The 429-nt window shown below is 74.1% G+C and carries 1 protein-coding gene; it reads right to left on the bottom strand.

Features of this window, described 5'->3' with window-relative positions; genetic code table 11:
* Positions 1–290: MFS transporter (locus D3D02_RS20195; protein ID WP_121571410.1), on the bottom strand; the 290-nt coding region annotated here is incomplete at its 3' end.
* Positions 291–429: the final 139 nt, after the last annotated feature.

Consider the following 429-nt stretch of genomic DNA (forward strand, 5'->3'; position numbering starts at 1 on the left):
AGCATCGAGGGCGACGCGGCGAGGAGGACGGAGGCGACCGCGGTGGCGCCGACCGCGGCGAGGATGACGCGGCGCTCGCCGTAGCGGTCGCCGAGGACGCCGGAGGGGAACTGCGCCAGCGCGTAGGTGAGCCACATCCCGCTCAAGGCGAGCCCGACGGTGCCGTTCGTCACGCCGAACCGGGCCGTGATCTCCGGGACGAGCGGGCTCACGACCAGCCGCGCCACCATCGTCCCGGTGAACGCGAGCGTACAGAGCGCGAGCGCCGTGTGTTCGTACCGCCAGTTCACGGTCGCCGTACCGGGCACGGGTCAAAGCGGCTTCCGATCGCGGTCAGACGGGCCGGGTGTCGCGCGGCACCGCGGCGCCGACGGCGGTCCGGGGCGCCCCCCGGCGCCCCGCAACGGTTCACTCCGCGACGAACTCGAA

The organism is Halobellus sp. Atlit-38R (assembly GCF_003665925.1).
GTDB classification, from domain to species: Archaea; Halobacteriota; Halobacteria; order Halobacteriales; family Haloferacaceae; genus Haloquadratum; species Haloquadratum inordinatus.